Annotated in this window: 24 protein-coding genes; 9 read left to right on the top strand and 15 right to left on the bottom strand. The window is 72.7% G+C overall.

What is annotated here, in order from left to right:
• Window positions 1-34: 34 nt before the first annotated feature.
• From AB4Z14_RS16855 to AB4Z14_RS16845, 3 genes are all read right to left on the bottom strand, one after another.
• Window positions 35-394 (bottom strand): NADH-quinone oxidoreductase subunit A, encoded by a 360-nt coding sequence (locus AB4Z14_RS16855; RefSeq protein ID WP_020145018.1) that lies wholly within the window; start codon window positions 392-394, stop codon window positions 35-37.
• A 127-nt stretch (window positions 395-521) separates the two neighbouring features.
• On the bottom strand, window positions 522-1,841 hold the full coding sequence (locus tag AB4Z14_RS16850) for a geranylgeranyl reductase family protein (RefSeq protein ID WP_442276203.1): 1,320 nt from the start codon (window positions 1,839-1,841) through the stop codon (window positions 522-524).
• 118 nt (window positions 1,842-1,959) lie between these two features.
• The gene (locus tag AB4Z14_RS16845) at window positions 1,960-2,652 is read right to left on the bottom strand and encodes a demethylmenaquinone methyltransferase (protein WP_442276202.1); all 693 of its coding nucleotides are present in this window, start codon (window positions 2,650-2,652) and stop codon (window positions 1,960-1,962) included.
• 94 nt (window positions 2,653-2,746) lie between these two features.
• Here AB4Z14_RS16845 and AB4Z14_RS16840 point away from each other — a divergent pair, with 94 nt between their 5' ends.
• Together AB4Z14_RS16840 and menD are read left to right on the top strand one after the other, a co-directional pair.
• Window positions 2,747-4,042, top strand: coding sequence for an isochorismate synthase (locus AB4Z14_RS16840; protein WP_442276201.1), 1,296 nt, complete (start codon window positions 2,747-2,749; stop codon window positions 4,040-4,042).
• An 11-nt stretch (window positions 4,043-4,053) separates the two neighbouring features.
• The gene (gene menD / locus AB4Z14_RS16835; protein WP_442276200.1) at window positions 4,054-5,928 is read left to right on the top strand and encodes a 2-succinyl-5-enolpyruvyl-6-hydroxy-3-cyclohexene-1-carboxylate synthase; all 1,875 of its coding nucleotides are present in this window, start codon (window positions 4,054-4,056) and stop codon (window positions 5,926-5,928) included.
• 16 nt (window positions 5,929-5,944) lie between these two features.
• On the opposite strand, the gene AB4Z14_RS16830 is transcribed toward menD, so the two are convergent.
• From AB4Z14_RS16830 to AB4Z14_RS16815, 4 genes are all read right to left on the bottom strand, one after another.
• On the bottom strand, window positions 5,945-6,709 hold the full coding sequence (locus AB4Z14_RS16830; protein WP_442276199.1) for a 3-keto-5-aminohexanoate cleavage protein: 765 nt from the start codon (window positions 6,707-6,709) through the stop codon (window positions 5,945-5,947).
• A complete protein-coding gene (locus AB4Z14_RS16825) occupies window positions 6,706-7,710 on the bottom strand; it encodes an o-succinylbenzoate synthase (protein WP_442276198.1) in 1,005 nt (334 codons plus the stop codon). The genes AB4Z14_RS16830 and AB4Z14_RS16825 overlap by 4 nt, the downstream gene beginning before the upstream one ends.
• Before the next feature lie 23 nt (window positions 7,711-7,733).
• Window positions 7,734-8,000, bottom strand: coding sequence for a hypothetical protein (locus AB4Z14_RS16820; protein WP_442276197.1), 267 nt, complete (start codon window positions 7,998-8,000; stop codon window positions 7,734-7,736).
• Between the two features lie 135 nt (window positions 8,001-8,135).
• Window positions 8,136-8,654, bottom strand: a complete 519-nt coding sequence (locus AB4Z14_RS16815) for an NUDIX hydrolase (protein ID WP_442276196.1) — start codon at window positions 8,652-8,654, stop codon at window positions 8,136-8,138.
• A gap of 35 nt (window positions 8,655-8,689) precedes the next feature.
• Here AB4Z14_RS16815 and AB4Z14_RS16810 point away from each other — a divergent pair, with 35 nt between their 5' ends.
• On the top strand, window positions 8,690-9,649 hold the full coding sequence (locus tag AB4Z14_RS16810) for a 1,4-dihydroxy-2-naphthoyl-CoA synthase (protein ID WP_442276195.1): 960 nt from the start codon (window positions 8,690-8,692) through the stop codon (window positions 9,647-9,649).
• Window positions 9,650-9,652: 3 nt separating this feature from the next.
• Here the strand turns inward: AB4Z14_RS16810 and AB4Z14_RS16805 are convergent, their stop codons facing one another.
• Entirely contained in the window at window positions 9,653-10,633 is a 981-nt protein-coding gene (locus tag AB4Z14_RS16805) for an alpha/beta hydrolase (RefSeq protein ID WP_442276194.1), read from the bottom strand.
• 269 nt (window positions 10,634-10,902) lie between these two features.
• Between AB4Z14_RS16805 and AB4Z14_RS16800 the strand changes: the two genes are divergently transcribed.
• The 5 genes from AB4Z14_RS16800 (at window position 10,903) to AB4Z14_RS16780 (ending at window position 16,220) form a co-directional block, all read left to right on the top strand.
• Window positions 10,903-12,444 carry an MFS transporter gene (locus AB4Z14_RS16800; protein WP_442276193.1) on the top strand — a complete coding sequence of 514 codons (1,542 nt, stop codon included), beginning with the start codon at window positions 10,903-10,905 and terminating at the stop codon, window positions 12,442-12,444.
• A complete protein-coding gene (menE, locus tag AB4Z14_RS16795; RefSeq protein WP_442276192.1) occupies window positions 12,444-13,628 on the top strand; it encodes an o-succinylbenzoate--CoA ligase in 1,185 nt (394 codons plus the stop codon). Before AB4Z14_RS16800 ends, menE begins: the two co-directional genes overlap by 1 nt.
• A gap of 11 nt (window positions 13,629-13,639) precedes the next feature.
• Entirely contained in the window at window positions 13,640-13,957 is a 318-nt protein-coding gene (locus tag AB4Z14_RS16790) for a PLD nuclease N-terminal domain-containing protein (RefSeq protein WP_020145031.1), read from the top strand.
• Between the two features lie 19 nt (window positions 13,958-13,976).
• Window positions 13,977-14,852 (top strand): 1,4-dihydroxy-2-naphthoate polyprenyltransferase, encoded by an 876-nt coding sequence (locus AB4Z14_RS16785; protein WP_056826396.1) that lies wholly within the window; start codon window positions 13,977-13,979, stop codon window positions 14,850-14,852.
• A gap of 144 nt (window positions 14,853-14,996) precedes the next feature.
• Window positions 14,997-16,220, top strand: coding sequence for a flavin-containing monooxygenase (locus tag AB4Z14_RS16780; RefSeq protein ID WP_442276191.1), 1,224 nt, complete (start codon window positions 14,997-14,999; stop codon window positions 16,218-16,220).
• A 121-nt stretch (window positions 16,221-16,341) separates the two neighbouring features.
• On the opposite strand, the gene AB4Z14_RS16775 is transcribed toward AB4Z14_RS16780, so the two are convergent.
• Genes AB4Z14_RS16775 through AB4Z14_RS16750 form a run of 6 tightly spaced genes read right to left on the bottom strand, consistent with a single transcriptional unit; the run spans window position 16,342 to window position 21,483 of the window.
• A complete protein-coding gene (locus AB4Z14_RS16775) occupies window positions 16,342-16,668 on the bottom strand; it encodes a DUF4229 domain-containing protein (protein ID WP_442276190.1) in 327 nt (108 codons plus the stop codon).
• A 12-nt stretch (window positions 16,669-16,680) separates the two neighbouring features.
• Window positions 16,681-17,700: a c-type cytochrome biogenesis protein CcsB gene (gene ccsB, locus AB4Z14_RS16770; RefSeq protein WP_442276189.1), complete on the bottom strand. Its 1,020-nt coding sequence runs from the start codon at window positions 17,698-17,700 to the stop codon at window positions 16,681-16,683.
• Window positions 17,697-19,448 (bottom strand): cytochrome c biogenesis protein ResB, encoded by a 1,752-nt coding sequence (gene resB, locus AB4Z14_RS16765; protein ID WP_442276188.1) that lies wholly within the window; start codon window positions 19,446-19,448, stop codon window positions 17,697-17,699. The genes ccsB and resB overlap by 4 nt, the downstream gene beginning before the upstream one ends.
• Window position 19,449: 1 nt before the next feature.
• Entirely contained in the window at window positions 19,450-20,193 is a 744-nt protein-coding gene (locus AB4Z14_RS16760) for a cytochrome c biogenesis CcdA family protein (RefSeq protein WP_056773456.1), read from the bottom strand.
• A gap of 7 nt (window positions 20,194-20,200) precedes the next feature.
• Window positions 20,201-20,815 carry a TlpA family protein disulfide reductase gene (locus tag AB4Z14_RS16755; protein WP_056826401.1) on the bottom strand — a complete coding sequence of 205 codons (615 nt, stop codon included), beginning with the start codon at window positions 20,813-20,815 and terminating at the stop codon, window positions 20,201-20,203.
• The gene (locus AB4Z14_RS16750; RefSeq protein WP_442276187.1) at window positions 20,815-21,483 is read right to left on the bottom strand and encodes a histidine phosphatase family protein; all 669 of its coding nucleotides are present in this window, start codon (window positions 21,481-21,483) and stop codon (window positions 20,815-20,817) included. Before AB4Z14_RS16750 ends, AB4Z14_RS16755 begins: the two co-directional genes overlap by 1 nt.
• A gap of 209 nt (window positions 21,484-21,692) precedes the next feature.
• Here AB4Z14_RS16750 and AB4Z14_RS16745 point away from each other — a divergent pair, with 209 nt between their 5' ends.
• Window positions 21,693-22,310 (top strand): LysE family transporter, encoded by a 618-nt coding sequence (locus AB4Z14_RS16745; RefSeq protein WP_056773467.1) that lies wholly within the window; start codon window positions 21,693-21,695, stop codon window positions 22,308-22,310.
• Between the two features lie 17 nt (window positions 22,311-22,327).
• On the opposite strand, the gene AB4Z14_RS16740 is transcribed toward AB4Z14_RS16745, so the two are convergent.
• Entirely contained in the window at window positions 22,328-22,948 is a 621-nt protein-coding gene (locus AB4Z14_RS16740) for a hypothetical protein (protein WP_442276186.1), read from the bottom strand.
• Window positions 22,949-22,975 lie beyond the last annotated feature (27 nt).

The raw sequence follows: 22,975 nt of genomic DNA, 5'->3' as shown, positions 1-22,975 counted from the left end.
CCGCTGGTGCGGGTGCTCACGTGTGCAACGGGCGTCAGTCCCACTCGAGGCCGCCGCGACGCCAGACGTAGGCGTACGCGACGAACACCGTGAGGATGAACAGGACCATCTCGACCAGCGCGAAGAGGCCGAGCTTGTTGAAGGCCACCGCGAACGGGTAGAGGAAGACGGACTCGATGTCGAAGATGATGAAGAGCATCGCCGTCAGGTAGTACTTGATCGGCACACGGCCACCGCCGGCCGCCTGGGGCGTCGGCTGGATGCCGCACTCGTACGCCTCGAGCTTGGCGCGGTTGTAGCGCTTGGGCCCGACGACGAGCGAGGTGAAGACCGACAGCGCGGCGAACGCGAAGCCGAGCCCCAGCATGAACAGGATCGGGACGTAGGAGTTCATCCGAGGTCACGTGCCTTTCGGTCGTGCTTGACGTGCGAAGCAGGGGCGCAGGTGCGCGGCGCACCCATCCTAGGGGCGTCGGCATCGATTGTGCTCGGCGTCACAATGGCGCCGACGGGCGGGTGGCTCATGCGCTCGGAGCCAGCCGCGAGAGGGTGGTGATGAGGCGGTCGCTCGCGCCCTTGCTCGTGGGGTCGGCGAGGTTGGCCATGATCTTGAGCAGGAGCGGCATGAGCTTCCTGCGGGGCAGGCCGTACTTCGTCGCGAGCCGCATGACCTCGGGGTTGCCGATGGCGTGGGCGAACCAGCGACCGAGCGTGAAGTAGCCGCCCAGCTCGTCCTTCATGACCTTGGGGTATGCCGCGAGCACCCGTTCGCGCGCAGCGTCGCTCGGGCGCGCCATGGCCTGGGCGACGAGCTCGGCGCCGAGGCGCGCGGCCTCGAGGGCGTAGTCGATGCCCTCGCCGTTGAAGGGGTTGACCATGCCACCGGAGTCGCCGACGAGGAGCAGGCCGTCGGCGTAGAGCGGGGTGCGGTTGAAGCCCATCGGCAGCGCGGCGCCGCGGATCGGACCGGCCGACTCGTCGTGCTCGAGCTGCCACTCGGGATTGATGTCCTCGACCCAGCGACGCATGACGTCCTTGTAGTCGGTCTTCTGGAAGGCCGAGGTGGTGTCGAGCGTGCCGAGGCCGACGTTGGTGCGGCCGTCCTCGAGCGGGAAGAGCCAGCCGTAGCCGGGCATGAGGATGCGGTTGCCGTCGTCGTCGCGGCTCCACAGCTCGAGGTGGCTCTCGAGGTAGTCGTCGCGTTTCGGCGTCGTGTAGTAGGCGCGGACGGCCACGCCCATGACGCGGTCCTCGCGCTTGGGTCGGCCGACGGCTGTGGCGAGGCGGCTCGAGACGCCGTCGCTCGCGACGACGACGGGCGCGCGGTAGGAGACGGTCTCGCCCGTCGCGCGGCCGGCGTCGTCGAGGCGCTTGGCCGTGACGCCGGTGACGCGACCCGAGGAGTCGCGGAGCGGGGTGGAGACGCTCGTGCGCTCGTGGAGGCGCGCGCCCCGTGCCTCGGCGTGGCGGGCCAGGGTCTCGTCGAGCTGGGTGCGGGTGCGGACCATGCCGTAGCCCGGGAAGGCGTCGGACTCGGGCCAGTCGAGCTGCAGCGTGTGGCCGCCACCCTTGATGCGCAGGCCCTTGGTGCGCTGCCACCCCGTCGTGTCGACGCCCAGGGAGATGAGCTCCTTGGTCGCGCGGGGGGTCAGGCCGTCGCCGCAGATCTTGTCGCGGGGGAAGGCCGACTTCTCGAGGAGCACGACGTCGAGACCGTGGTCGGCGAGGTAGGCCGCCGTCGCGCTGCCGCCCGGACCGGCACCGACGACGATGACGTCGGCCCGCTCGACGGGTGCAGCACCAGGCCCCGAGGGGCTGGGCGCGACGCTCGAACTGGTCATGTCTCCCTGCACGCTTCCGAACCGCTTGTGAAGATCTTCACGAACTAACTTCGGGAGTCTATTCCCGCGATTTCGCGCTTGTCAGATAAGGCATGCCTAACTCTCGACACGCGGGCGGTCAGCGCTTGGTGCCGTGGTGCAGCGCGACGATGCCGCCGGTCAGGTTGGTCCAGCCCACCTGCTGCCAGCCGGCCGCCTCGACGATGCTGGCGAGCTCGCCCTGCGGCGGCCAGGCGCGGATCGACTCGGCGAGGTAGACGTAGGAGTCGGGGTTGCTCGACGTGCGGCGGGCGACCGGCGGGAGCGCGCGCATGAGGTAGTTCGAGTAGACGGTGCGGAAGACCTTGTTGACCGGCTGGCTGAACTCGCAGACGAGGAGCCGGCCGCCCGGCTTGGTGACGCGGAGGAACTCGCGCAGCGCGGTCTCGGCATCGGCGACGTTGCGCAGCCCGAAGCTCATCGTCACGACGTCGAAGCTCTCGTCGGCGAACGGCAGCCTCATCGCGTCGGCGGCCGTGAAGGCCATGTCCGGGCGACGCCGGCGACCGACCCGCAGCATGCCGAGCGAGAAGTCGGCCGGGACGACCTCGATCTCCTCGTTGGCCCACGGCTCGCTCGACGTGCCCGTGCCCGCCGCGATGTCGAGGATGCGCTCCCCCGGCTTGGCGTCGACGGCCTTGACGACGGCCCGGCGCCACAGCCGGTCCTGCCCGAGCGAGAGCACGTCGTTGGTCACGTCGTACTTCTCGGCGACGGTGTCGAACATCGACGCGACGTCGACCGGCTTCTTGTCCAGCTGCGCACGGGTCATGCGCTCATCCTCGCACCCACGACGGGTGTGGGTCGGGTCGCACCGGCGACCACGCGAGCAGGGTGGCTCACGATCGGCCGTAGAGTTGCCACCGATGTCCACGCTTCCCGCCCCCGAAGCGCCGTCCCCCGCCGCGGGACCGACGGTCGTCGTCCGCACGGTGCCCCTCGAGGCCGCGGACCCCTTGCTGGCCTACCTCCCCGCCGACGTCCCGCACGACGAGCTGCTCTCGTGGGTGCGCCGAGGCGAGGGCCTCGTCGGCTGGGGGTCGGCACTGTCGTTCGAGGCCCACGGCGACAGCCGTTTCCGCGAGGCCGAGGCCTGGTGGCGCGAGGTCAGCCGGCACGCCGTCGTGCGCGACGAGGTGGGCCGCCCTGGCACGGGTCTCGTGTGCTTCGGCTCCTTCCCCTTCGCCTCCGACTCCGCCGAGGCGGCCCGGCTCGTCGTCCCCTCGACGATCGTCGGCCGTCGGGACGGGCAGACCTGGCTCACGACGGTCTCTCTCGAACCGCAGCTCACGCTGCTCGAGAAGCCCTCTGTCGCAAGCGATCCCGAGCCTCCTCGTGACGTCGCCTTCGCCGACGGCCAGGTGTCCCCCGCCGACTACGCCCATGCGGTCGCCGACGCCGTCCAGCGCATCGGGGCGGGTGAGGTCGACAAGGTCGTCCTCGCCCGCGACCTCGTCGCGACGGCCTCCGGCCCCATCGACCCGCGCTGGCTGCTGCGTCGCCTCGCCGAGCGCTACGAGAACACGTGGGTCTTCTCGGTGGCCGGTCTCGTCGGAGCCACCCCCGAGCTGCTCGTGCGCCGCGACCAGGGACTCATCACCTCGCGCGTGCTGGCCGGCACGATCCGCCGCACCGGCGACGACGCCAAGGACCTCGCGCTCGCGGCCTCGCTCGCCCGCTCGTCGAAGGACCTCGAGGAGCACGAGTACGCCGTGCGCTCCGTCGCCGAGGCCCTCGCCCCGCACTGCTCGTCGATGAACGTGCCCGAGGCACCGTTCGTGCTGCACCTGCCCAACGTCATGCACCTCGCGACCGACGTCGCCGCCGTGAGCGCCGACGAGGCCTCGGCCCTGACGCTCGCCGCGTCGCTGCACCCCTCCGCCGCCGTCGGCGGGACCCCCACGGCCCGCGCGGTCGAGCTGATCGGCGAGCTCGAGCACATGGACCGGGGGCGCTACGCCGGCCCGGTGGGCTGGATGGACGCGAGTGGCGACGGCGCGTGGGGCATCGCCCTGCGCAGCGGCGCCATCGATCCCGGCAACCCGTCGCAGATCACGCTGTATGCCGGGTGCGGCATCGTCGCGGGATCCGACCCCGAGTCCGAGGTGGCCGAGTCCAACGCCAAGCTCATCCCGATGCGCGACGCGCTCGCGAGCGACTGATCGGGGCGACGGTGACCGCTCGTCGGAGTGCGCCTGAGGTCGCGCTGCACGTGCTCCAGCAGCTGTGGCTCGGCGGGGTGCGCGACGTCGTGCTCGCCCCGGGGTCGCGATCGGCACCCTTCGCCCTCGCCCTCGACGCGGCCGACCGGGCCGGCGACCTGCGCCTGCACGTGCGCGTCGACGAGCGGTCCGCGGGCTTCCTCGCGCTCGGTCTCGCCACCGGGTCACGCCGACCGGTCGCCGTCGTCACGACGTCGGGCACTGCCGTCGGCAACCTGCTCCCGGCGGTCATGGAGGCGCACCACACGGGGCGCCGGGTCGTCGTCGTCAGTGCCGATCGGCCCGAACGCCTGCGCGGAACGGGCGCCAACCAGACGACCGACCAGGTCGGCATCTTCGGCACCTTTGCGCCGTGCCACGACCTGACGGCGGCCACGCCCGACGACGAGCTGGCTGGCCTCGTGGCACAGGCGTGCTCGCGGCCCGGACCGACCCAGCTCAACGTCCAGCTCGACGGCGACCTGCTGCCCTCGGACGCCGACCCCGACACGTGGTGGCAGCGCCCCGGGCACGACGCCGCTGCGCCCTCCCTCCTCGCCTCGACCGACCTCACCAACTCCGCCCCGGCGGACCTCCGACACGAAACCGCAGCCGAACCCCACCACAACCCCGCCCCGGCGGACCTCCGACACGAAACCGCAGCCGAACCCCGCCACAACCCCGCCCCGGCGGAGGGTGCGCGCGGGGACCGGGCCGGACGGGGCGTCGAGCCGTCGGTGTCGGCGCCGACCGACGGCGAGGTGCTGCCGCTCGGGCCGCGCACGGTCGTCGTCGCGGGTGACGACGCCGGACCGGCCGCACGCCTGCTCGCCGAGGCCGCGGGCTGGCCGCTCGTCGCGGAGCCCACCTCGGGGGCGCGCATCGGCCGGCAGGCCCTGCGCACCGGACGGCTGCTGCTCACCACCGACCTGCGCGGGGACGTCGAGCGCGTCGTCGTCGTCGGCCACCCAACCCTGTCCCGCCCCGTCACGAGCCTCATCAGCGACCCGGGCCTCGAGGTCCTCTCCGTCCGAGCTCGTGACGGCGTGGCCACCGACCCGGGCCGGGTGGCGCGCGTGCTCGACGTCGTGCCGCGGGTCGAGGCCGCCGACGACCCGGCCTGGTTCGACGCCTGGCGTGACGCCGACCAGCGACTCGGCGCCCTCATCGACGCGGGACTCGTTGCGCCCGAGGGAGATCCGTCACGAGCCCCCGGGGACGGCGGCCTGTCGCCACTCGCCGTCGCGGCTGTCGTGGGCGCCGCGGTCGCCGCCGACACGACGCTCGTCGTCGGCTCGTCGAACCCCGTCCGCGACCTCGATGTCATGGCCACACCGTGGACGCCGCTCGAGCACCGCTTCGTCGTCGGCAACCGTGGTCTCGCCGGCATCGACGGCATGGTCTCGACGGCCGTCGGCGTCGCCCTCGGTCGCCCACGAGCCGCGCGCAGCATCGCCTACCTCGGCGACCTGACCTTCCTCCACGACACGAACGGCCTGCTCACGGGTCGCGGTCAGCGGCGGCCCGACCTCACCTTCGTCGTGCTCAGCGACGACGGGGGCGCGATCTTCAGCACCCTCGAGCAGGGCGACCGTCGCTATGCGAGTGCCTTCGAGCGCGTCTTCGCGACCCCGCACGGCACCGACCTCGAGGCGTTGTGTGCTGCGCACCACACGGCATACGAACGCGTCGACGACCTCGGTCGGCTTGCCGCGGCGCTCGCCGAGTCCCCCTCTGGCACCAGAGTCCTCGAGGTCCCCGTCTCTCGGGCCGACCGCCGGGCCGAGGCCGCCTGGCTGCGCGAGCTGGCTCAGCAGGTCGCGCCCCACCGCGACGACCGCCGCTGACCGGACGGGCGTCGGGTCAGCCCGGGGCGTCGGGGACCGGCCACTGGGACGGTGTGCCCGGCTCGGAGCGCACCGCCGCCGCGACGAGGTCGGCGCTGTCACGCGCCTCCCGCCCGTCGGACAGGTGGACGGTGTCCTCGAGGCCGATGCGCACGTCGTAGCCCGCAGCCTGCGCCCAGCGCAGCACCCGCCAGGTCCAGCGCCCCTCGCCGTGCACGAGGACCGGCACCGGCGACATCCCGAGCGCCGCGAGGATGCGCTCGGCCGCCCACGGCCCGTCGGAGCCGGGGGTCACACCCGGGATGAGCTCGACGAGCACCCGCTCGACCTGCCAGGGCCAGTTCGTCCCCACGTAGCGGCTGGCCGCCATGGGCGTCCAGATCCCCGCCTCGACGCCGGATCCGTTGTCGCGCAGGGCTGCCGCGACGTCCACCGCGCCCTCCTCGTGCCAGTTGACGCTCGCACAGTCCGGGCCGCCGAGGTCTGGCGACGGCCACTCCGACACGTGGGCGAGCTTGCGGCGGGCGCTGTCGACGATGCCGTCGCGCGTCGAGACGCTGACGCGGAGCCCCGGCGTCGCAGCCCGGATGGCGCTGACGGCGTCGACGACGTGCCGGGTCTCGAGCGTCTCGCGGCCGGACTCGTCACGCGGGTGCACGTGAACCATGAAGGCACCCGCCGCCACGGCGTCGGTCGCGGCGCGGGCGAGCTCGTCGGGCGTCTGCGGCACCGTGCGGTGCTGGCCGCGGGTGCGGTCACCGTTGAGGCAGGCCTGGATCATCGGGGGCTTCCCTCGGCGAGCACGGTGTGGCAGCGCACGAGCCGGTCACGCCACCACTGCTGCCGGTCAGGCGGAGCCGCGAGGTCCGCAAGCGCGTCGGGGTCGGCCACGGCACGACCGACCCCCAGGAGACCGCCCGACGGACGCCACGGGTCCGCCGAGACGTCGCGCTCGAAGAGACCCACCGTGCCGAGGCCGCAGGCGTGGTCGAGCGACGGGAGCGCCGCGGCGAGGGCCACCCCCGCAGCGATGCCGACGCTCGTGTCGAGCGCCGACGACACGACGGCGGGCAGCCCGCACGCCTCGACGACACCGAGCGCCGACGCCACACCACCGAGGGGTGCGACCTTGACGACGACGAGGTCCGCGGCACCGAGCCGGGCCACACGGATCGGGTCCTCGGCCTTGCGGATCGACTCGTCGGCCGCGATGAGCGCGTCGATCCCGTTGCGTGCCAAGGCGGTTCGTAGCTCGACGAGCTCCTCGACGCTGGCACAGGGCTGCTCGGCGTACTCCAGGTCGTATGCCGTGAGCCGCCGCAGCGCCGCCGTGGCGGTCGCGACGTCCCACCCTCCGTTGGCATCGACCCGGATGCGCGCCGAGGGACCCATCGCGGACCGGACGGCCGCGACCCGGTCGACGTCGTCGTCGAGCGTCTGGCCGCGCTCGGCGACCTTGACCTTCGCCGTCGTGCACCCGTCGAAGCGCGCGAGGACCTCCGGCACCCGGTCGGGGCCGACGGCCGGCACGGTCGCGTTGACGGCCACGGCGTCGCGCACGGGAGCGGGCCACACGGCATACGCCGCCTCGAGGGCCGCGGACAGCCAGCGCGCGGACTCGCGATCGGCGTACTCGACGAAAGGGCTGAACTCACCCCAGCCCGAGGGCCCTTCGAGGAGCAGGGCCTCGCGCACGTCGACGCCGCGGAAGCGCACCCGCATCGGCAGGGCGACGACGTGGGCCCGGGCGAGGAGCTCGTCGGCAGAAGGCAGCGTCGTCATGCCTCCATCATCACCGACGGAGCTCAGCGGGCCGGGAAGGCCTCGTGCCGGTCCTGCGTCGGGTCGGGCTGCGCCGGGACCGGCTGCGTCGGGGCGTGGTCGTCGTGCGGGAGCCCGCGGTCGTGGGAGCGACGGGCCCGACTGCCACAGGCGTGGCCGCGAGTGCGACCGGAGGCGTGCGGCAGCACCCAGAAGAGCCCGAAGAGCCACCAGAGGCCGTGACCCGACGCACCGAGCGCGACGGCGATGAGCACGACTCCGGCGATGATGAGGTTGCGTGGCGAGAACACGTCGGTCTCCTCCGTCCGCGGGACCGGTCGGCCCCGTACTCCCTCGACGGTAGGCCCGCGAAGCCCGACGGACCCGGTCCCTCTGTCAGCGCCTCCCCCTGACAGATGTCACCTCCGCCGGCTGGGACGGGGCGCTCACTCGACTGGGGCGGGGCGCTCACTCGAGTGGGAGAGGGGGCCGAGGACGACGTCGCGCGGGTCGTCGACGGCCACGGCGATGCGGTCGCGGAAGACCTGGCGCATCTGCGGCAGGGCATCGAGGGGGAAGAACCGCGCGTCGGTCGACTCGTCGTCACCCGGTCGGGGCTCGCCCGAGACCCAGCGGCACCGGAAGGTGTGGTCGAGGTACTGCCCGAGGTCGCCGTTGACGTGCGTCACGACGCCGCTCGCCGAGACCCAGACGAGCCGCTCGACCTCGGCGACGACGCACGCCTCCTCCTCGACCTCCCGGACGGCGGTGACGTGCGGGTCCTCGCCCGGGTCCACGATGCCGGTGACCGGTGTCCACGCGCCGTTGTCCGACCGCTTGACGAGCAGCACCTCGTCGGCGCCGTCAACGCCCGGGCGGAGCACGACCGCCGTGACCCCGGGCATCCAGAGCAGCTCCGTGCCGACCATGGTGCGCAGGTGGGAGACGTAGGGAGGGATCGGCATACGGCCGACCCTAACCCCGCCGATAGGGTCGGTCCGTGAGCAGCGAGCCGGGCCAGAGCGCCGTGTCCGAGACCTTCGACCCGAGCGAGTGGGCACCCGTCGAGGGCTTCGACCTGACCGACATCACCTACCACCGGCGCCGGCCCGTGGCCGGACGCCCCCACGCGGAGTCGGGGGTCGTCCGCATCGCCTTCGACCGTCCCGAGGTGCTCAACGCCTTCCGCCCGCACACCGTCGACGAGCTCTACCGCGCGCTCGACCACGCCCGCATGACGCCCGACGTCGGCGTCGTCCTGCTCACCGGCAACGGCCCGAGCCCCAAGGACGGCAAGTGGGCCTTCTGCTCGGGCGGCGACCAGCGCATCCGCGGGCGCTCCGGCTACCAGTACGCCGAGGGCGAGACGGCCGACACCGTCGACGCGGCCCGCACGAAGGCCCAGGGAGGGCGCCTCCACATCCTCGAGGTGCAGCGGCTCATCCGCACCATGCCCAAGGTCGTCATCGCCGTCGTGAACGGCTGGGCGGCCGGCGGCGGGCACTCCCTCCACGTCGTGTGCGACCTGACGATCGCGAGCCGCGAGCAGGCCCGCTTCAAGCAGACCGACGCCGACGTCGGCTCGTTCGACGCCGGCTACGGCAGCGCCTACCTCGCCAAGATGGTCGGCCAGAAGTTCGCCCGCGAGATCTTCCTCCTCGGGCGCACCTACTCCGCCGAGGACATGCAGCGGATGGGCGCCGTCAACATCGTCGCCGACCACGCCGACCTCGAGCGCGAGGCCCTGCAGGTCGCGACGGAGATCATGGGCAAGAGCCCGCAGGCGCAGCGGATGCTCAAGTTCGCCTTCAACCTCACCGACGACGGGCTCATGGGCCAGCAGGTCTTCGCCGGCGAGGCGACCCGTCTGGCCTACATGACCGACGAGGCCGTCGAGGGCCGCGACCAGTTCCTCGAGAAGCGCGAGCCCGACTGGTCGCCCTTCCCCTGGTACTTCTGACGCTCAGAGCCCGTCGACCAGGGCGACGGTGGCGGCCACGATCTGGCGCTGCGCCTCGGCCCGGCTGACCGTCGGGGTGCCGTCCCCGGGCTGGTCGCCGTAGTCACCGAAGTAGGAGTGCACGGCCCCCGTGACGGCGGTGTATGCCGTGTCGCCGGGCAGGAGCGGCCGGCTGGCCGCGATGTCGGCGGGCGTCGTGAAGCCGTCGCGGGTGCCGCTCACCGAGGCGACGGCGAGGTCGGTGCGCTCGGCCATGGAGTCGACCGGGTAGGACGCCCAGAGCACGAGTCCCTTGACGACGCCGGGGTGGTCGTGGGCGAACCCGGCGGCGACGACGCCGCCGAGGCTGTGCCCGGCGATCGTCCACGACGTCACCTCGGGATGACGGTCGATGAAGGCGTGGGGCGCCGTCGTGGCAAGGAAGCCGATGCCGAACGGCTGCTTGACGATGAAGACGATGACCCCCTGCCGGCTCACCTCCGACAGCATCGGCACGTAGGCGCGCGGATCGACGCGGGCGCCCGGCTGGAAGATCAGGCCGCGGGTCGGCGTGCCGCTCGTCGGCGCGATGACGATGTGGGCCGGCGCGTCCATGACGCGGACGTCGGCGCTGCCGGACATCGCGGCCACGGCCTCGGGGGTCGCCCCGAAGGGCCGCAGCCAGACGAGCGCCCCGAGCACGACGACCGTGACCAGGACCCCGGCCACCCGGCCGACGACACGGAGCACCGGTCGTGCGGTCCGACGTCGCGGGTCCGGCTCCGAGCGGTCCCGCACGAGGAGCACGACGCCGATGAGACCGCTCGCCGCGAGCGCGATGACCTGAGCCGGGTTGCCGGCCAGCAGGACGGTGTGGTCGAGCAGGAAGAGCACGAGCGGCACGACGAGCCAGAGGACCCCGAGCACGACGGTGAACCGCGCGCGAGGGCGCCGTCGGGCCCCGGCCCCGGTCCCCGCCAGTCCCTCGTCCGGCACGGTCGTCACGACCTGAGGGTAACCACGCGGAAGGGCGCAGCGGCGGCGTGGACGCCGGCATTCCGGAGGACGGACGGCCCTGCCGCGGCGAAGCCGGTGTCGGTCGCCCACCGGCCAGCGGGACAGGGCAGGATGTTGGAGTGGAACCGAGCGACGACCGCCGCGCCAGCCCTGGCCGTCGTGCGCCCGGTTCCGCGCCACGTGGTCGCGCCGCAGCAGGCGCCCCGCACGGGACCGACGGATCGGCCGCTCCCCCTCCCGCACCCGAGACCCCGGACGTGCCCGAGGGCGGCCGGCCCGCGGACTTCCGCCAGCCACCGCGCACGACCGCGGCCAACGCGACGCGCGCCGTCGGGCGCGGGCTCGGACGGGCCGCCACCGGCACCGCTCGCCTGACCGCACGCTCGGGTCGCTTCGCTGCCGCCAAGGCGCATGCGTACACCCACTCCGGCGGGGCCGGCGAGAGCGGTCTGGCCCGGATGACCGAGCTGCACGCGAGCCACACCGCGGGCGACACGATCATGACGCTGGCCCTCGCCGGCACCCTCTTCTTCAACCCGCAGACAGCCCAGGCCCGTGGCGACGTCGCGACGTTCCTGCTGCTGACGATGGTGCCCTTCGTCCTCGTCGCGCCGCTCATCGGGCCGCTCCTCGACCGCTTCTCGCACGGCCGGCGCTGGGCCATCGGCACGACGCTCGCCGTCCGGGCCTTCCTCTGCTGGGTGCTCGCCGAGGCCATCACCCACGACAGCGGCTGGCTCTTCCCGGCTGCGCTCGGGTGCCTCGTCGCCTCGCGGGCCTACACCATCACGCGCGCGGCAGCCGTCCCGCGGCTCCTGCCGCCGGGCACGACCCTCGTCAAGGCCAACTCCCGGGTCTCGATGGCCGGAGTCGTCGGTGCGGTCATCGGGGGCGCCCTGGGCGGGGTGGCGATGCTCGCCGGACCGTCCTGGGCCCTCCGCGTCGGCTTCGTCGTCTTCGTCGTTGCCACCGTCCAGGCGATCCGCCTCCCGGCGCGTGTCGACAGCTCGCTCGGCGAGGTCTCCATCGAGGACACGACACCGATCCCGGTGCGCGGCGCCCACGACGACCCGAGCGCGCCGGGGGCCGGCTCGCTCCGCGGCACCCGGCGCGGCTGGGGCGACGACCCGGCCCGGCGGCATACGTCCTCGGACGGCGACGCGCTCACCGTCGACTCGCTCGGGCCGCTGGGCCGCTTCCGCCGGCGCAAGCAGGCGATCCCCTGGCCGGTGATGCACGCGATGTGGTCGACGGGTGGCACCCGGGTGCTCACCGGCTTCCTCATCCTCTTCATGGCCTTCCTCGCCAAGGAGCACCCCATCGACGGCATCCGCGGCGAGCTCGTCCTCGCGTTCATCGCGGTCGCCATCGGCGTCGGCAACGGCATGGGCAGCGTCGTCGGCAACGTCGTGCGCGACCAGCGGCCCGAGCGCATCGCCATGGTGTCGGTCCTCGCCGCGACGGTCTGCTGCGTCGCGACGGGCATCTGGTACGGCGTGTGGACGCTCGTCGTGCTCGGCTTCGTCCAGGGCATGTCGGCGCAGCTGTCCAAGCTGGGCTTCGACGCGCTCGTGCAGCGCGAGGTCCCCGAGAACGTCCGCACGTCGGTCTTCGCCTGGTCCGAGACGATGCTGCAGGTGCTGTGGGTCGTCGGCGGCACCCTCGGCATCGTGCTCCCGCTCAACCCCTACGTCGGCTTCCCCGTCTGCGCGGTCGCGCTCGTCTGGACCGTCGCCATGGCCGCGCGCCAGCGCCGGCGCGCCGCCCCCACCGCACCCCCGAGAGCGAGACGTGCCTGATGGCCGCGCCGTCCCCCCGCCCGCTGGCGGTCCCCGCCGGACCCGCCGTCCTCGACGTGCTGCACGCCCTCGACGCGGCCCTGACCGGCCGCTCCCCCGTGCTGCCGTATGCCGCCGACACCCCGCCGCCGACCGTGCCGTCCCACGACCCGGCCGAGCTCCCCGACGGTCTCGCGGTCGCGATCGGCACGTCGGGCTCGACCGGCCGGCCCAAGCGCGCGCTGCTGACGGCGGACGCCCTCGAGCGGTCGGCGTGGGCCACCCACCAGGTGCTCGGTGGCAGCGGCGCGTGGCTGCTCGCCATGCCGGCCCACCACGTCGCGGGACTCCAGGTCCTGCTCCGGTCGCTCGCCTCGGGTGTCACACCGGAGGTGCTCGACCTGCGCGACGGCTTCTCGGTCGCGGCCTTCGCGGAGGCCGCGGCCCTGGTGCGGCCCACGAGCGCGGCACCCCGCCGCTACACCGCGCTCGTGCCGACGCAGCTGACCCGTCTCGTCGACGACCCCGTCGGGCTCGACGCCCTGCGCACCTTCGACGGGGTGCTCGTCGGCGGCGCGGCCACGCCGCCGGCCCTCGTCGAGCGCTGTCGCTCGCTCGGCGTCGCGCTGAGCCTCACGTACGGCATGAGCGAGACCGCCGGCGGCTGCGTCTACGACGGCATCCCGCTGCCCGTCAGCAGGGTCCACGTCGACAACGACCGGCACGTCGTGCTCGGCGGCGACACCGTCGCACACGGCTACCTCGGCGAGGCACGCCTCAGCCGTGACGCCTTCGCCGTCGACCCCGACGGCGTCCGGTGGTTCCGCACCGACGACCTCGGCCACTTCGACGACGACGGGCTGCTCGTCATCGACGGACGCGCCGACGACGTCATCAACACGGGCGGCCTCAAGATCAACCCCGGTGTCGTCGAGGACGCCATGACCCGGCACCTCGACGACGTCCTCGACGTCGTCGTGCTCGGCCTTCCCGACCCCGAGTGGGGCGAGGCCGTCTGTGCCGCAGTGACGCTCGTCGACCCGACCGGCCACCTGACGACTCGCGCCGTCCGCGAGAGACTGCGCGGCATCCTCCCGGACGCGGCCCTGCCGCGACGGGTCCTCGTGCTCGCCGAGATCCCCCAGCGGGGCCCCGGCAAACCCGATCGGGCCGCCATCCGACGCGCCGTGCAGGGCCTCGCCTGAGCGGTGGCAAGATGGGGGTGTCCCACCCGTCGCCGAAGGAGGTCGCCGTGCTGCGCGTCGTGCTGATCGCCCTCGTCGTCTTCGCCACGATCTACGCGCTGGTCGACTGCCTCCAGACCGATCGTCGGCTCGTGCGGATCATGCCCAAGACCGTCTGGCTGCTCGCGGTGCTCGTGCCCGTGCTCGGCCCGGTCTTCTGGCTCGTCGCCGGGCGCAGCGACGCCCGGGGCGGACCCGGTCCCGCGTCGCGCGGGCCCGGCCGCCGCCCACCCGGGCCCCGAGGCCCGATGGGCCCCGACGACGACCCCGACTTCCTCCGCAAGCTGTAGAAGGACCCCCCGGAACTCCATGGCCACCCTGTCCCAGTGGATCGAGGGCGCTCGCCCCCGCACGCTGCCCGCCGCCGTCTCGCCCATCCTCGTCGGCACCGGCGCCGCCTACCAGACCGGTCACGTCGTCTGGGCGTATGCCGTCCTCGCCCTCGTCGTCGCCCTGGCCCTGCAGGTCGGGGTCAACTTCGCCAACGACTACTCCGACGGCATCCGCGGCACCGACGAGGTGCGCGTCGGGCCGGTGCGGCTCGTGGGCCAGCGGCTCGCCGCACCCCGCTCGGTCAAGATCGCGGCCTTCGCGTGCTTCTTCTTCGCCGCGCTCATGGGACTCGCGCTCGTCGGGCTGTCGGAGCTGTGGATCATGATCCCGATCGGCGCGGCCGCGATCGTCGCGGCCTGGTACTACACCGGCGGCACGCGGCCCTACGGCTATCTCGGCCTCGGCGAGGTCTTCGTCTTCGTCTTCTTCGGGCTCGTCGCGACCCTCGGCACCATGGCGACGATGACCCCGCCGACCGCCGCCGGCTGGTGGGGCGCCATCGGCGTCGGGTCGCTCGCCTCGGCGATCCTCGTCGCCAACAACCTGCGCGACATCCCCACCGACCGCGAGCACGGCAAGCGCACGCTCGCCGTGCGGATGGGCGAGTCAGGGACCCGGGCCTTCTACGTCGCGCTGATCGCCGTCGCCTTCGTCATGACGGGCCTCGCCTCGCTCACCTCGCCGTGGGCCCTGCTCGCGCTCCTCGCGGCGCCGCTCGTCGTGCGGCCGATGCAGGCCGTCGTCGGGCGCGCCACGGGGCCCGGCCTCATCCCGGCCCTGGCCGGCACGGGGCAGTTCCAGCTCGCCTGGTCGCTGCTGCTCGCCGTCGGCCTGGCGCTCGGCCGCGTCTGACCCGGTGAACCGCTGAGCCGCTGAACCGCCGAGCCGCTGAGCCGCTGAGCCGCACCGGGTCGAGGTGATCCCTCGCGACCGGGGGCGACGGCATACCTCGGCATTCGGCTGACGGGAGCCACGTCCCGGTGCCACGGTGGACGCGTGTCCGAGGAGATCGACGTCGTCGTCATCGGGGCCGGGCAGGCGGGCCTCGCGACGAGCCACGAGCTCGACCAGCGCGGCGTCGAGCACGCCGTCCTCGAGGCGAGCGTGCCCGGGTCGTCGTGGCTCGGCCGGTGGGACAGCTTCACCCTCGTCGGCCCCAACCACACCGTCCGCCTGCCGGGCGCCGCCTACGACGGCGACGACCCCGGCGGCTTCATGACCCGCACGGAGGTGGCCGGGCACCTGCAGGCGTATGCCGGCCGGCTCGGTCGGGTGCGACAAGGGGTCCCCGTGCACGGGCTCTGGAGACGCCACGGCGCGTTCGAGCTGCGCACCGACGACGACACGATCCGCAGCCGCATCGTCGTCGTGGCGACGGGCGCCTACCAGCAGCCACTCCGACCGGCAGCGGTCGCCGGTCTCTCGCCGGACGTGCCGTGCATCGACGTGCTCGGCTACCGGAACCCGGGCGCGCTGCCCGACGGCCCGGTGCTCGTCGTGGGCAGCGGACAGAGCGCGTGCCAGATCGCCGAGGAGCTCGCGCTGTTGGGGCGTGACGTCGTCATGGCGTGCGGCCGGGCGCCGTGGTTCCTGCGGCGGGTCGGCGGCCGCGACCTCTTCGAGTGGCTGATGGACTCGAGCTTCTACGAGCAGACGCCCGACCAGCTGCCGAGCCCTGCGGCGCGGCACGGCGCCAACGTCCAGGCGAGCGGCGCCGGCGGCGGTCACGACCTGCACTACCGGACGCTCGCCGCGCTCGGGGTGCGCCTCGTGGGACACCTCGTCGACATCGACGGCCACACGGCGCGCTTCGCGCCCGACCTGCCCGAGGTCATCGCGGCGGGCGACGCCGGGTTCGGGTTCGTGCGCGACACCATCGTCGCCGGGTGCCGGGACCGCGGCGTGCCGGCGCCCGAGATCCCCGAGCCAGGACCTCTCGACACGTCGGCGCCCACCGAGCTCGACCTGCGCGGCTTCGGAGCGGTCGTCGTGGCCACGGGCTTCCGGTCGCGCTACACCGAGTGGGTCGACGTCCCCGGGCTCGTCGACGAGCAGGGGTTCCCCGTGCACGCCGACGGCGAGAGCGTCGTGGCGCCCGACCTGCACTTCGTCGGCGTCCACTTCCTGCGCCGGCGCCGCTCGTCCCTGCTCTTCGGCGTCGGGGACGACGCCACGGCCACGGCCACCCGCATCGCCACCCGCCTCGGCCTCCCCACCTGACCCACTCGAGTGAGCGCTCCGTCACACTCGAGTGAGCGCTCCGTCACACGATCGTGGGACCGGTGTGACGGCGTACTCACTCGGCTGTGGTTGGGCGCTCACTCGAGTGGATGGGCGGCGCTCAGCGGTCGGCGTTGCGGGGGTCCTCGGTGGCCGAAACGCCCGTGGTGTCGGTGTCACGGAGCGGACGCTCGTCCTCGAGGTCTTCGGCGAACTCGTCGCTCGTCGGGTCGACCGCGTGCTTCGCCTCGAGCTTCGCCTCGTGGCGCTCGACGAGCTTGGCCGTGATCTCGTCGCGCATGCCGCGCAGCAGGATGTAGGACGCGGCCGCCGAGGCGATCGCCGAGGCACCGAGCAGGAGCACGGGGTTGTTGCGCAGGCCGATGAGCCAGAAGAGGAAGAGGAACCCGAAGAAGATGAGGATGCGGAGCAGGGAGTAGCGGACCATGTCAGATCACCGTCACATGCCCGAGTAGTTGTGCATGCCCACGAAGGTCGAGACGAGGTTGACCAGCGTGAAGTTGATGATGACGGCGACGTAGCCAGCGAGCGCGATGTACATCGACTTGCGGTGGTCGACCCCGGCCGTCGCGCGGCCGTGCATGTAGGCGGCGTAGACCGTCCAGATGACGAAGGTCCAGACCTCCTTGGGGTCCCACTGCCAGTAGGCGCCCCAGGCCTGCTTGGCCCAGATGGCTCCCGCGATGAGCGTGAACGTCCAGAGGATGAAGGCCACCATGTTGAGGCTGTATGCCGTCCGCTCGAGCGAGGCGGACGACGGCAGCGACTCGATGAAGTTCGGCTTGGCCGGCGGCTTCTCCTCACGGCGCAGGCGCACGAGGTAGAGCAGGCCGACCGCGAAGGCCAGCGTGAAGAAGGCGACGGCGAGGAAGGCCACGGAGACGTGGATGCCGAGCCAGTAGGACTTGAGGGCCGGCATGAGCTCGCCGGCCTCGGTGTAGAGCACCGTCAGGGCGAGACCGAGGACGAGGAGGATGGGCGTGACGATGAAGACGCCGAGCCACTGCCAGTTGTTGCGCTTGGCGAGCACGCAGTAGGCGGCACCGACCGCCGCCGTGGCGGCCGTCGCGAACTCGAACATGTTGCCCCACGGCGGGCGCCCAACGGCGAGGCCGCGCATGAGCACCGACGCGACGAGCAGCGCCGACGCGAGGTAGGTGAGCATCAGGGCGATGCTGCCGCGCTGGCGGCTCTTGAGGCTCTCCTCGAATCCCGGCCCGGCGGCATTTCGGCGCTTCGCGCCGGCTCCGGGCGTCGTGGGACGACGCTCGGCCGGCGTGGGTGCGCCGGCACCGACGAGGACGCCCTCGCGCTCGTTGGCGGCGACCCCGGCGGCGGCCTTCGAGTCGGCCACCTTCGGTGCTCGCGCGGCCAGGTGCCAGGTGAAGGCGAGCATGGCGAGCGTGTAGACGATCATCGACGCGTAGAGCGCGGCGTTGGCGTTGGCTGCGAGGTTCACGAGCGGTCGGTCCGTTCTGCAAGGCGGTCGTGCACGCCGGTCGTGATCGCGGAGACGATCGCGGCGAGCCCGGGGTCGGAGTCCTTCGAGAGGCCACCGATGGTGACCACGGTAGCCGGTCGCCCGTCGGCGCCGGCAGGGCTGTCAAGCGTGCTGCCGTCGGGGCCGTCGCCCGTGGCGGCCGGGGCCGGCCGCACGCGGACGAAGACGCGGCGGCGCTTGATCGTGAGGCCGAGGATCAGGCCGAGCGTCGCGAGGATCGCGCTGACGAGGCTGATCGGGGCGCCGGGGTCGGTGCGCACGGACAGGCCGGCGAAGCGCTTGACGCTGTCGAAGGTGATCGAGCCGCGGTCGCCCGGGAGCTGGTAGCTCTGGCCGGGCTTGAGGCGGATCAGTGCGGGCGAGCCGTCGGCCTTGGTGACCTGCTTCATCTCGTCGGTGTTGAGCGTGTAGACCGACTGCGGCGCACCGCCCGGGAAGAGGTTGCCCTCCCAGACCGAGAGCGCCACCTCGGGGTTGTTGGTGTCGGGGAAGATCGACACCGGCCCGTTGGTGAAGCTCGGCTCGGCGGTCGGCAGGAAGAAGCCGGTGAAGCCGAGCTGCTTCGGCGAGGCCGACGGCACCTTGATGACGCCGACCGAGCGGTAGTTGCCGTCCTGCGGCAGGAACGGCGTCGCCTCACGGTAGAGCACGGAGCCCTTGGCGTCCTTGACCGTGATGACGGGCGTGTAGCCGTTGCCGAGCAGGAAGATGTCGGCGCCGTCGACGGTGATCGGGTGGTTGACCGAGACGTTCTCGCTGTTCTTCGAGCCCCCGGGCGAGCTCTGCAGCGTCGTCTGCGCGTCGAAGAGGCGCGGCGTGCCGAACGAGCGGCCGGGCGTCTCGTTGAACTCGACGTGGAGCTTGTCGAGCGAGAGGACGAAGGGCGGCAGCGTCTCGGTGTCGACCCACGGGCCGGGCGAGATGGTGTTGTAGGTGCCCGCGGACGACGCGAACTTGTCGCCCTCGGCGAGGATGATGTCGCCGCGCCAGCCGAGCAGGTGGCCGACCGCCATGCCGATGATGATGCCGGTCAGGGCCAGGTGGAAGAGCAGGTTGCCGGTCTCGCGGAGGTAGCCGGACTCGGCGGAGACGCTCGTCGCGTCGTGCGAGTGCAGCCGGAACCGCTTGCGCTTCAACACGGCCCGCGCAGCCGAAAGCGCCTCGTCGGGCGAGAGGGTCGTCGTGATCTCGGCGTGCTCGTCGAGACGCTTGAGCCGGGCGGGGGCGCGCGGCGGCCGCGAGCGCAGGGCCGACAGGTGCACCTTCGTGCGCGGCACGATGCAGCCGACGAGGGAGACGAAGAGCAGCAGGTAGATCGCCGAGAACCACGGCGACGCGTAGACGTCGAAGAAGCCGAGCTTGTCGAGCCACGGCGAGCTCGTCGGGTTCTGGGCGATGTAGTCGGCGACCCGGCCGGCGTCGATGTTGCGTTGCGGGAAGATCGAGCCCGGGACTGCGGCGATGGAGAGCAGCAGGAGCAGGAAGAGCGCCGTGCGCATGCTCGTCAGCTGGCGCCAGCCCCAGCGGAGCATCCCGATCGCGCCGAGGGTGGGAAGCGTCCGCTCCTGGCGGTCGGGACGCATCCCCGTGCGTATGCCGTCGCTGGGCGTCGCGCCGGCCGTGGCCTTCCGGGTTGCGGCCGCGTCGACGGACGTGTCGGCCGTGGCGGTGGCCTCGCCGGTGGCGGGGTCGGTGTCGGTGCTCATGTCAGATCGCCACCCGGAAGCCGTTGACGAGCCGCACCTGGAGCCAGACGATGACGTCCTCCCAGACCCCGGTCAGCATGAGCAGGCCCACGGCGACGAGGAGCAGGCCGCCGACGTTCTGGAGGGCGCGGCGGTGCCGACGCAGCCAGTCGCTCGCCGTGCCGGCGCGCTCCCACAGCGCCGCCATGAGCACGAACGGCAGACCCAGCCCGATCGAGTAGACGGCGGCGAGCGCGAGGCCGCGTCCGATCGAGCCGGACTCGGCCGAGATCGGAGCAGCCATGGCCTGGATGGCCCCGAGCGTCGGGCCCATGCACGGCGACCAGCCGATGGCGAAGGCGGCGCCGAGCAACGGTGCTCCCGCGAGTCCGGCACGCGGTCGCCAGCTCACCGGGGCGGCATACGAGCGGCCGAGCCCGAGGAAGAGCAGACCCATGAGCAGGACCACGGCACCGCCGACGCGCAGCAGCGCGCTCTGGTGCTCGCGGAAGGCGAGGCCGACGGCAGAAACGGCAGCGGCCGCGATGAGGAAGACGACCGTGAAGCCGAGGACGAAGAGCAGCGCCCCGACGACGAGCCGCCCGCGCGACCGCTTCTCGAGCGACACGTCGGACAGACCGGTGACGTAGCCGAGGAAGCCGGGCACGAGAGGCAGCACGCACGGTGAGGCGAACGAGACGAACCCGGCCACGAGGGCGACGAGCCCCGCGGCGAGGAGTGACCCGGAGGCGAGCTCGGTACCCACGAGGACCTCAGGCCTTCTCGGCGAGGACGTCGTCGATGAGGCCGAGCAGGGTCGTCGTCGAGACAGGACCGGAGACACGCGCCGCGATGCGGGCCTGGTGGTCGAGCACGAGCGTCGTCGGGGTGGCGGAGGCCTTGCCCTGGAGGGAGAGGATCGGGACGCCGCCGTCGTAGGCCAGCGACGGGTAGGTCACCTTGTTGGCGGTCTGGAAGGCGAGCCCGGTCTCGGGGCCCTCGAGCTTGTCGAGGCCGATGAACTCGACCTTCTTGCCCTTCGACTGCACGGTCTCCCAGGCCTTCTGCAGCGCGGGCGTCTCCTCGATGCAGGGTGGGCACCACGAGCCCCAGACGTTGACGACGAGGACCGTGCCGGCGCGCTCGGCGCTGCTCCACGGCTTGCCCTCGAGGGTCGTGCCGTCGAGCTTCACCGGCTCGCCGCGGTCGGTGGCGGGCAGCTGCTCGATGGAGCCGTCGCCGGCGACGTAGCCCTTGCGGTCACCCGAGCGGGCTTGGTCCGCAACGGAGTTCGGGTCGGACGAGCAGGCGGCCGCGAACGTCACGAGGCCCCCGGCCATGGCCACGGCGCCCCACCGCAGTGCGGTGCGTCGGTCGAGGTGGTCCATCAGGCGCCCACGCTCTTGCTCGCCCTCGCGAGCAGCTCGGCGGCCGGCTCGGAGTACGTGATCGAGGCGAGCTCGTCGCCCCGGTAGGTCAGCGACGTCAGCGAGGCGAGCGTGCACTCGCGCTTGCGCGGGTCGTGCCAGAGGCGCCGTCCCTCGAGCTTGTTGCGCACGGTCCAGACCGGCAGCTGGTGGCTCACGACGACGGCCTCGTGTCCGCGGGCGGCGTCGCGCGCGTCGGCGACGGCCGCGAGCATGCGGGTCGCGATGTCCTCGTAGGGCTCGCCCCAGGAGGGCTTCGTGATGTCGCGGAAGAGGTGCCAGTTGCGCGGGTGAAGCAGGTCCTTGGGGCTGACCGACCGGCCCTCGAACTGGTTCTCGGACTCGATGACGCGTGCGTCGGTGGCGATCTCGACGTCGTGGTCGGCCGCGATGGGGGCCGCGGTCTCCTGGGCGCGTTCGAGCGGTGAGGCGACGACGTGGGTGATGTCGTTGGCTCGGAGGTGGGCCGCGACGAGACACGCCATCTCCCGGCCGAGATCGGAGAGGTGGAAGCCGTCGAGGCGCCCGTAGAGCACGCCGTCGGGGTTGTGGACCTCACCGTGTCGCATGAGGTGCACGACCGTGAGGTCGTCGGCGCCCGGCGCCACCCCGCTCGTGCTCTCACCCATGGGCGACAGTCTCTCAAACGTCGTGCTCAGGACCGAATCCGCACCCGAGCCTGTGCACCCCCTGTGACGTGCAGCGACACCGAGCGGTGCCCCGCTGACGCGGCCCCACGCGTACGCCGTCGGTGGCGGTCCCCGACACCCGTGGCCGAGGTCACGCCGTCCGTGGGACGACCGGCGCCACGGACGGGGGCCGACCTACACTCCGTGACGTGTCGTGGTCACTCTGGCTGACGCTCGTCGCGACGGGCGCGCTCATCTCCTTCACCCCCGGGGCCGGCGCCGTCAACACGATGGCCAACTCGCTCGGGTCCGGCTGGACCCGCTCGATCTGGGGCATCCTCGGCCAGCAGGTCGCGCTGCTCGCCCACATCGCCGTCGTGGCCGCCGGCGTCGGCGTCCTCGTCGCGGGCTCACCGGTGCTCTTCAACCTCATCCGGTATGCCGGCGCCGCCTACCTCGTCTACCTCGGGATCCGCCAGTTCCGGTCGCGCGCCGCGGCGGCACGGGTGGGTGAGGTGCAGCGGGAGCCGGCGTGGTCGATGTTCCGCCGCGGTCTGCTCGTCAACCTCACCAACCCGAAGGCCGTCGTCTTCTTCCTCGCGTTCACGCCGCAGTTCATCCGGCCGGAGCAGCCCCTGCTGCCGCAGTACGCCGTGCTCGCCGCGACGGTGATCGCCATCGACGTCATCGTCATGTGGTTCTTCTTCGCCGCGGCGGCACGCGGGCTGGGGCGGCTGACCCAGCGCGAGTCGGGCCAGCGCACGCTCAACCGCGTCTTCGGCGGGCTCTTCGTCGGCGTCGGGGTGCTCCTCGCCGCCGTCCACTAGCGCCCGGACGACCGGCGTCAGACGAGCTCGGGCACGTCGAGGTGCGCGATGGCGAGGGAGAACTCGCCGATCTGGGTGATCCTCATGCCGGTCTCCTGCACGAGGTCGGCCCGCAGGCCCATCGCCGCGTTGCGGGTCGCCATCATCGCCTGCGGTGAGTCGTACGTCGCGGTGACGCACGTCCGTCCCGCGGCCCGGTCGACGAAGAGGCTGGCGCTGCAGAAGCCCTCGAGCTGCTCGACCCGCGGCATGATGCCCATCCGGAAGGCCTCGAGCATCCGGTCGACCATGGCCGGGTCGCCGTCGGTCCACGTCACCCGGGCGGCGCAGCCGTCGGCCACGCGGTGGTCACGGTGGAGGTAGGCGATCTCCCACTCCTCGACGGTGGCCTCTCCGCCGAGCAGGTCGGCCGCCTGCCGTCGCAGCGGGACGACGGTGTCGGCGGTGGCGCGCATCGCGGCATCGTCACGCCAGGCCGTCGTGACGATGCACTGGCCGCTGACGCGGTCGGCGACCATGGACAGGCCGACGCAGCCGTCCATCGCCCTGACCTGCGGCATCACCACGTCCTGCACGTGTGCGATGCCGCTCTCGATCATGCCGGGACGGCCCAGGACCGTCGTGGAGCGTGCGTGCACGACCCCACCTCCCTCGGTCGGGGCGGC

This window comes from Terrabacter sp. 2TAF16 (assembly GCF_052115065.1).
GTDB lineage: Bacteria > Actinomycetota > Actinomycetes > Actinomycetales > Dermatophilaceae > Terrabacter.
This window is presented reverse-complemented; position numbering and strand designations above follow the sequence as displayed.

Bases quoted from the DNA above. Each gene is read 5' to 3' on its own strand.
- AB4Z14_RS16855 (WP_020145018.1), bottom strand. From the start codon at position 394: ATGAACTCCTACGTCCCGATCCTGTTCATGCTGGGGCTCGGCTTCGCG.
- AB4Z14_RS16850 (WP_442276203.1), bottom strand. From the start codon at position 1,841: ATGACCAGTTCGAGCGTCGCGCCCAGCCCCTCGGGGCCTGGTGCTGCA.
- AB4Z14_RS16845 (WP_442276202.1), bottom strand. From the start codon at position 2,652: ATGACCCGTGCGCAGCTGGACAAGAAGCCGGTCGACGTCGCGTCGATG.
- AB4Z14_RS16840 (WP_442276201.1), top strand. From the start codon at position 2,747: ATGTCCACGCTTCCCGCCCCCGAAGCGCCGTCCCCCGCCGCGGGACCG.
- AB4Z14_RS16830 (WP_442276199.1), bottom strand. From the start codon at position 6,709: ATGATCCAGGCCTGCCTCAACGGTGACCGCACCCGCGGCCAGCACCGC.
- AB4Z14_RS16825 (WP_442276198.1), bottom strand. From the start codon at position 7,710: ATGACGACGCTGCCTTCTGCCGACGAGCTCCTCGCCCGGGCCCACGTC.
- AB4Z14_RS16815 (WP_442276196.1), bottom strand. From the start codon at position 8,654: ATGCCGATCCCTCCCTACGTCTCCCACCTGCGCACCATGGTCGGCACG.
- menE (WP_442276192.1), top strand. From the start codon at position 12,444: ATGGCCGCGCCGTCCCCCCGCCCGCTGGCGGTCCCCGCCGGACCCGCC.
- AB4Z14_RS16790 (WP_020145031.1), top strand. From the start codon at position 13,640: ATGGGGGTGTCCCACCCGTCGCCGAAGGAGGTCGCCGTGCTGCGCGTC.
- AB4Z14_RS16785 (WP_056826396.1), top strand. From the start codon at position 13,977: ATGGCCACCCTGTCCCAGTGGATCGAGGGCGCTCGCCCCCGCACGCTG.
- AB4Z14_RS16775 (WP_442276190.1), bottom strand. From the start codon at position 16,668: ATGGTCCGCTACTCCCTGCTCCGCATCCTCATCTTCTTCGGGTTCCTC.
- resB (WP_442276188.1), bottom strand. From the start codon at position 19,448: ATGAGCACCGACACCGACCCCGCCACCGGCGAGGCCACCGCCACGGCC.
- AB4Z14_RS16755 (WP_056826401.1), bottom strand. From the start codon at position 20,815: ATGGACCACCTCGACCGACGCACCGCACTGCGGTGGGGCGCCGTGGCC.
- AB4Z14_RS16750 (WP_442276187.1), bottom strand. From the start codon at position 21,483: ATGGGTGAGAGCACGAGCGGGGTGGCGCCGGGCGCCGACGACCTCACG.